Annotated in this window: 5 protein-coding genes and 1 pseudogene; 2 read left to right on the plus strand and 4 right to left on the minus strand. The window is 65.9% G+C overall.

The features are described from left to right. The coding region (locus tag WA317_RS00655; protein ID WP_425171195.1) for an NAD(P)H-hydrate epimerase at positions 1–1,267 on the minus strand (1,267 nt) is incomplete at its 3' end. 136 nt (positions 1,268–1,403) lie between these two features. Between WA317_RS00655 and WA317_RS00660 the strand changes: the two genes are divergently transcribed. Together WA317_RS00660 and WA317_RS00665 are read left to right on the plus strand one after the other, a co-directional pair. Next, positions 1,404–2,330: a class I SAM-dependent methyltransferase gene (locus WA317_RS00660; RefSeq protein WP_425171196.1), complete on the plus strand. Its 927-nt coding sequence runs from the start codon at positions 1,404–1,406 to the stop codon at positions 2,328–2,330. A gap of 270 nt (positions 2,331–2,600) precedes the next feature. After that, on the plus strand, positions 2,601–2,840 hold the full coding sequence (locus WA317_RS00665) for a hypothetical protein (protein ID WP_425171197.1): 240 nt from the start codon (positions 2,601–2,603) through the stop codon (positions 2,838–2,840). Positions 2,841–3,124: 284 nt separating this feature from the next. On the opposite strand, the gene WA317_RS00670 is transcribed toward WA317_RS00665, so the two are convergent. From WA317_RS00670 to WA317_RS00680, 3 genes and pseudogenes are all read right to left on the minus strand, one after another. Beyond that, a complete protein-coding gene (locus WA317_RS00670) occupies positions 3,125–5,044 on the minus strand; it encodes a DNA/RNA helicase domain-containing protein (RefSeq protein WP_425171198.1) in 1,920 nt (639 codons plus the stop codon). A gap of 272 nt (positions 5,045–5,316) precedes the next feature. Further along, positions 5,317–5,442 (minus strand): annotated as a pseudogene (locus WA317_RS00675) (hypothetical protein); the annotation flags it as partial. 69 nt (positions 5,443–5,511) lie between these two features. Continuing rightward, positions 5,512–6,605: HNH endonuclease signature motif containing protein (locus WA317_RS00680; protein WP_425171199.1), on the minus strand; the 1,094-nt coding region annotated here is incomplete at its 5' end.

Raw genomic sequence — 6,605 nt, forward strand, 5'->3', positions numbered from 1 at the left:
CGAGCAGCGCACCGATGATTCCGGACAGCACGTCACCGGACCCGGCGGTCGACGCCCAGGACTGGCCGGCCGGGTTCAGGTAGACCGGGCCGCCCGGTTCGGCGACGACGGTGACGTTGCCCTTGAGCAGCACGGTGGCGCCGAACGCGTCGGCGAGTTTGCGGGTGGCGCTGATGCGGTCGTCCCCGGGTGGGTTGCCGGCCAGTCGGGCGAACTCGCCGGCGTGCGGTGTCAGCACCGTCGGAGCGTTGCGGTTGACCGCCAGCTCGGGGTGCGCCGCCAGGATGGTCAGCCCGTCGGCGTCGACGATCACCGGCAGGTCGGTATCCAGCGCGAACCACAGCGCACCCGTCCCAATGTCGTCAGTGCCCAACCCCGGGCCCACCACCCAGGCCTGCACCCGCCCGGCGGCTGCCGGGGTGGGCGTGGCGATGACTTCGGGCCACACCGAGAGCACCTGGGTGTGCGCGCTGCCGGCGTAGCGGACCATGCCCGACGTCGCCGCAACCGCGGCTCCGGTGCACAGCACCCCCGCTCCGGGATAGGTGGCCGACCCGGCCATCACGCCGGTGACGCCCTGGGTGTACTTGTCGTCTTTCGGGCCGGGCACCGGCCAGCGGGCCGCCACGTCGGCGGCTTCCAGTGACTGCACGTCGGAAGCGGGCAGGGCCAGGCCGATGTCGACGAGCCGGACCCGACCGCAGTCAGCCAGGGCGTGCACCGGTTTAAGTCCGCCGAACGTGACGGTCAGCGCGGCGTGCACGGCGGGGCCGGTGATCGCCCCGGTGGCCACGTCGACACCGCTGGGGGTGTCGACGGCCACCACCGGGATCGCAGCGTCGTCGACCGTGGCGAACAGCTCGGCCGCCGCCGGCCGTAGCGGACCGGACCCGGAGATGCCGACGACGCCGTCGATGACCAGATCGGTGGTCGCGTCGACGTGTTCCACGATGCGGCCACCGGCCTTGCGGAATGCCGCCAGACCTTTCTGGTGGGTGCGTTCGGGTTTGAGCAGGATCGCGTCAGCGGCCGCGCCGCGCCGGCGCGCGAAGGTCGCCGCCCACAGCGCGTCGCCACCGTTGTCGCCGGATCCGACGACCGCGCAGATGCGCCGACCCGCTACCCCGCCGGTACGGGCCTTCAGTTCGTCGATGATCGCGGTGGCCAGTCCGTAGGCCGCGCGCCGCATCAACGCCCCCTCGGGCAAGCTGGCCAACAGTGGCGCTTCGGCGTCGCGGATCGCATCGGCGGAGTAGTAGTGCCGCATCACCGCCAGCATTTCATGCCGACAGGTATTTCATTCGTTGACATCGGAACTAGGCGCTCACCGCTCACAGCGCCCGTTCAGCGGACCCTCCTACAGTCGGTGGCGGACACGATTGGTGACGATCGGAGGCGGACGCATGGCACGTTCAGACGACGACACCTGGGACCTCGCCACCAGCGTGGGCGCGACGGCGACGGGTGTCGCGGTGGGGCGGGCGCTGGCCAGTCGCGGCGCCGGCGCATTGATCAACGACCCGTTCGCCGAGCCACTGGTGCGTGCGGTCGGCGTCGACTTCTTCACCCGGCTGGTCAGCGGTGAACTGGACCCCGCTGAGGTCGACGGCGACAACCAGTTCGGCATGGCCCGGATGCGCGACATGATGGCCATCCGCACCCGCTTCTTCGACGACTTCTTCGTTCAGGCGGCCGACAGCGGGATCCGTCAGGCGGTTATCTTGGCGTCCGGCCTGGACGCGCGCGCCTACCGGCTGGCGTGGCCGGCCGGTACCACGGTGTATGAGATCGACCAGCCACAGGTGATCGAGTTCAAGACGCAGACCATGACCGACCTGGGCGCCCAGCCGACCGCCGAGCATCGCCTGGTGGCTGTCGACCTCCGCCACGACTGGCCGGCCGCGCTGAAGGATGCGGGCTTCGACATCGGGCAGCCCGCCGCGTGGAGTGCTGAGGGCCTGCTGCCGTTCCTGCCGCCGGAAGCCCAGGACCGGCTGCTGGACAACATCACCGAGCTCAGCACCACCGGCAGCCGGCTGGCCACCGAGAACCTGCCCGACTCAGCCCGATCCGTGCCGGAGATGACCGAGCGGATGCGCCAGGTCACCGACCGCTGGCGCGAGCACGGCTTCGACGTCGAGATGACCGATCTGTGGTACGACGGTGAGCGCCCCGACGTGATCGACTACTTGAACGCGCACAGCTGGCAGGCCTCAGCCGTCAGCGCAGCTGATCTATTTGCCTCTCACGGCTTTTCACAGCCGACCAAGGAAACCGACGAGTCGACGGGGTTCAGTTCCCTCGGTTACGTGACCGCTACCCGCACCTAGTGCCACCGTCGCAGTGGGCAACGAACGCATGCTGCGTGACCTCCTGCGTAATGAGTTCGCCACCATTCGACTTGGCACTCTCAACCACTGCCTTGGTGACCCAGCCAAAGCGCTCGGCCTCGAGAACGCAACTGCGGCGGTCAACGCCGGTGGTCGCATTCCAAGTATGTGCCAACCCGCTACCTGTCGAAACTCCGTCGTGACCGACGAGCACCTCCCGATCTGGCGACACGAGGAAGAATACCTCGCTCAAGGACAAAAAGATGGCCGTTGTCCACCGCCGAGCGCCTCAAAACGCAACTCGCCGAGGTGCGGAAGTTCACCCTCCAGGGGGCCGAAGTGACACCCGTGAGCCCGGAAACCGAAAAGAAGCTCCGCGACGCCATGCAGCGACTCCTCACCGGCACGGCGAAAAGAACCGATGGCCGCCTCATCAAAGCCAACCTGCACATCAAAGCGGGCGTCAGCCGGGCGACCATGAACCGCGCCACAGCGGTCACCGCCGATTAGTACGCCGCAGTCGGTACAGAATCCGCTCCCCGGGACGCACAGTTGGTGGCCTTGCAGGAAACGGTCTCCAAACTCAGAGGAGCCGTCACCAAACTCCGCGAGGAGAACACCGCCCTTAAGCGAAAGAACCAAGCCGCCGTGACAGTGATCGCTGAACTAAGCGCCCAACTCCAATCCGCCGGCGGCCAGGAGCCAGCCGGGACCGTCACACCCCTGAAGAAGGACCGCAACCAGCGCAGACACGGGCGATAATGACTCGCCGACCACGGGATCGACTCGTCCTCTCATCGCCCGGCGCTCGCCCGGTTTTCTGCTATGACGGTTTCCACGTCTTGCGGTTGGACATCCACAGAACGGCTTTCCCTACCTCGACGAGAACCGAAAAACGAGCGTAGCGCCTCTCGGGTCTCGCGGTCGGTCGAGTAGATGACTGTGCCGATCATCCCGCGGGTCAGCAGAACCTTGTAGACATGACGCACAAGGACGTCGAACCTGTTGTCGGGCAGGGCCTTCGGATCGCGGAAATCGGGATCCCGGTTGGCATCGCGGACTGTCACGAACCGGCGGTTGCGCCACACGAGGTCCGGTCCGAGGATCACGCCGTTCCAGTCGTACTCGAACCCCTGGGCGGTGTAGATGCAGCCCACCTGCCCGAATCCGCCGTCGTCGGTGGCCCACAGCGCACTGGGTGGTGCATCTCCGATTCGCCTGTCGCTCTTGCTGTTCCACGGCCGTGACCACGTCCCGATCTGAACGTCTGGGACGAGGGTTCCGTCCTTGCGCGCATCGCTCCACGGCCAGCAATACCCGGCGGTGATACGCGCGGTGTATCCCTTATGCATCTGGGTTACCAGATAGCGTTCCATCTCCTCGGGCGTCTCAGCGAGGCTGACATGGAACTGGGGATCGCCGAACCACACCACTGTCGGATGATCGCCGTCGAGTCCCAGCAGTCGGACCACCCAGTGCACGTATTCCTCGCTCCCGCCGCAGCGAAACTGTTCGCCGAGCGCAATGTACTGAAAGTCGAGTCCGAGGTGCTGAGCGTGGTGCTCGATCTGCTCAAGGGTGCCCATTTCACCGGGACGCACCACTTGGTGCTCATCGAGCAGAAAGACCGGAACCCGGGCAGCGGCAATGAGTTCGTCGATCTGCAGACGATCGGTCCGCAACTCCGCGCGGGTATACCGGTCAACCGACGTTTTCCGGATGCGATGAGCCTCATCCATGATCAGAACGTCCAAGCCGTTGGGATCGGCCGTTATGAACTGGTTGAAATACTTGAACAGCGCCCGGACCTTCGGGGCTCTGACAGCCGCGACTTTCCTGAGCGTCTGAGTGAACGAGCGTGACCCCGTCGCATGGATGACGGTGCGACCCCGCCGTGCCAGCTCGCCGACGAGAGACAGCGCGATGACGCTCTTGCCACTGCCGGGCCCACCGGTCACCGCGATCACCCGCTTGGCGTTCCCGGCACGCGCGTGCTCCACTGCATGCATAACCAAATCCACCGCCAGTTGCTGGTTTCCGATCAACCGGAACTGCGAGCGGTCGCGGATCTCCGCAGCCGCAAGCTTCAGCAGCTGTTTCGACGGTGCCCCGGGAGAGTTGATCAACAAATCAGCTGCCTGCCGCCCGGGGACCGGAGCAAGCCTGGACCGAAGGAAGTCGAACATGGCTCCCCTATCGGCGGCAGTGAAGAGTCGGCCCGTCGTTGAGACCGGTACGGCGAGTAGTTCCTTGACGAGAGCGGGATCGGATGCGTTGTGCAGGTAGGCCATTCCGGCCACCGAATCAGGACGGTCTGCTATCACTCGGGCGAAATCGAGGAGGTACTCGCAGTAGCCTCGCACCTGAATCACGGGATGCAGCCGCGGTCCCCCTGGGACGCCCGGAACTTCGACGATCTCCGGGTCGCCTTCGAAGGTGTAGGCGGCTGACCACTGCTTCAACTCGACGATGACGTATGACGCCTCGCCGGTTCGCGGGTGGGTGCCGGCGAGGACAACGTCGGCACGCTGAGATGTGAGCGGAAGGTGATATTCAACCAGCATCTCGACATCGCCGAGACCGGCATCGGCAAGGTCCGCGGCTAAGGCGGGGAGGCTGCGCTTCCAAGAGGACTGCTCGGCGGGCGCGGCACGCCGGCCAGTTCGGTTCAGCATCTGCTCCAGCAACTGCTCAACCAATGACTCAGGCGCCATACCAATAAGACGATCCGCGGTCGTCCGGATGAGTGTCACGTCGAGTTCCCCAAGGCAGCACGAACACAGTCGTGCGGGTGGGGACATATCCGAGCCGGCTACAGGTGACCGAGGAAGTCCGTCGGACCGCAGAAATCATGCTAGGCAAGGTGGTCTCGAATCCGCCGCAATATGCGGTTATGCGCGATTCCGTCGTCCGCTGCGGGCCGCCTGGCGTATCAGGCCCGTTCCGCGGACGATCTAGTCGTCGCCCGCGCGACCCCGCGGTTAAACACCGTGACGTCTGCGGAGATGCCGACGAGGCCGAGCGCTTCGGATGTGAGGGTGTCGAACTGGTCGGCGTTGCCGGCTTCGACGGTCGAGACCTCGATCGGGACCGACGCGAACGGTTTGCCGCGGGCAGCTGATCACCTCCCGCTGCTGCTGAACAACGAAGCATTAAGCCCGCAGCCGTAGTTCGGCCCGGCCTACGGAACCTCGTCGTCTTCGTCGTCGCGCAGGAGTTTCTCGGGGTGGTGATACCTATTGATTCTGGCCTGTCCGTGGTCTAGGTGGGCCGGTGGGATCCATTCGGTGGTGCCGTTGGTGTTTTTGCGGGTGCTCCAGCCGCAAGAGGTGACCAGTTTGTGGTGGGGGCCGCAGGCCTGGGTGAGGTCGTTGATGTTGGTTTCTCGGCAGGTGGCGAAGTCGGTGGTGTGGTGGACTTCGGTGAGGTAGCCGGGCACGTCGCAGTTGGGGAATGAACACCCGCGATCCTTGGCGTAGAGCACGAGTCGCTGGCCGGGTGAGGCCAGGCGTTTGGTGTGATAGAGCCCGATCGCGTTGCCGTTGTCGAAGATCGCCAGGTAATGATGCGCGTGGGAGGCCAGCCGGATCACGTCACTCATCGGCAGCAGGGTGCCCCCGCCGGTAAGCGCCGTGCCGCAGCCGGATTCCAGTTCGCTCAGGGTGGTGGACACGATGATCGATGCGGGTAGCCCGTTGTGGCGACCCAACTGCCCGGAAGACAACGCGGAGCGCAGCAGCGCGCCCAGCGTATCGTGGGTGCGTTGGCTAGCGCTGCGGGTGTCGCCCTCGATGGCTTGCTGGGATGGGGTGCCGCTCAGGCACGGGGTGGGATCGGCGGGGTTGCACATGCCGGGGGCGGCCAGTTTGGCTATTACGGCGTCCCACCCGGCGCGGACCTCCGGGGTCAGATACCCGCTGATCGGGCTCATGCCGTCGAGGTCTTGTTTACCGACGCTGATACCGCGGCGGTGGGCCCGATCGTCGTCAGTAAAGTTCCCGTCGGGATTCAGGCAATCGGCGAGCTTGTCGGCCAGCTTGGCTAATTGGTCGGGCCGAAACTCGGCGCCCTGCCGGGCCAGCTGCGCTTCGGCTATCTCCCGGGTCTCCACATCAACGTCGCAGGGCAGCCGGTGGTAGAAGCGCCGGATCACCGCCACATGGCCTGCTCCGATGCGTCCGGCGCGCTGCGCGGCCGCGGTGGCGGTCAGTAAAGGTTTTAGCGGTTCGCCGGCCAGCGTGCGGCGCGGCCCCGAATCGGCGGCCTCGCCGATGC

This window comes from Mycobacterium sp. (genome assembly GCF_049802695.1).
In the GTDB taxonomy this organism is placed as follows: Bacteria; Actinomycetota; Actinomycetes; order Mycobacteriales; family Mycobacteriaceae; genus Mycobacterium.

Coding starts and splice junctions, on each gene's coding strand:
- WA317_RS00660 (WP_425171196.1), top strand. CDS start 1,404: ATGGCACGTTCAGACGACGACACCTGGGACCTCGCCACCAGCGTGGGC.
- WA317_RS00670 (WP_425171198.1), bottom strand. CDS start 5,044: ATGGCGCCTGAGTCATTGGTTGAGCAGTTGCTGGAGCAGATGCTGAAC.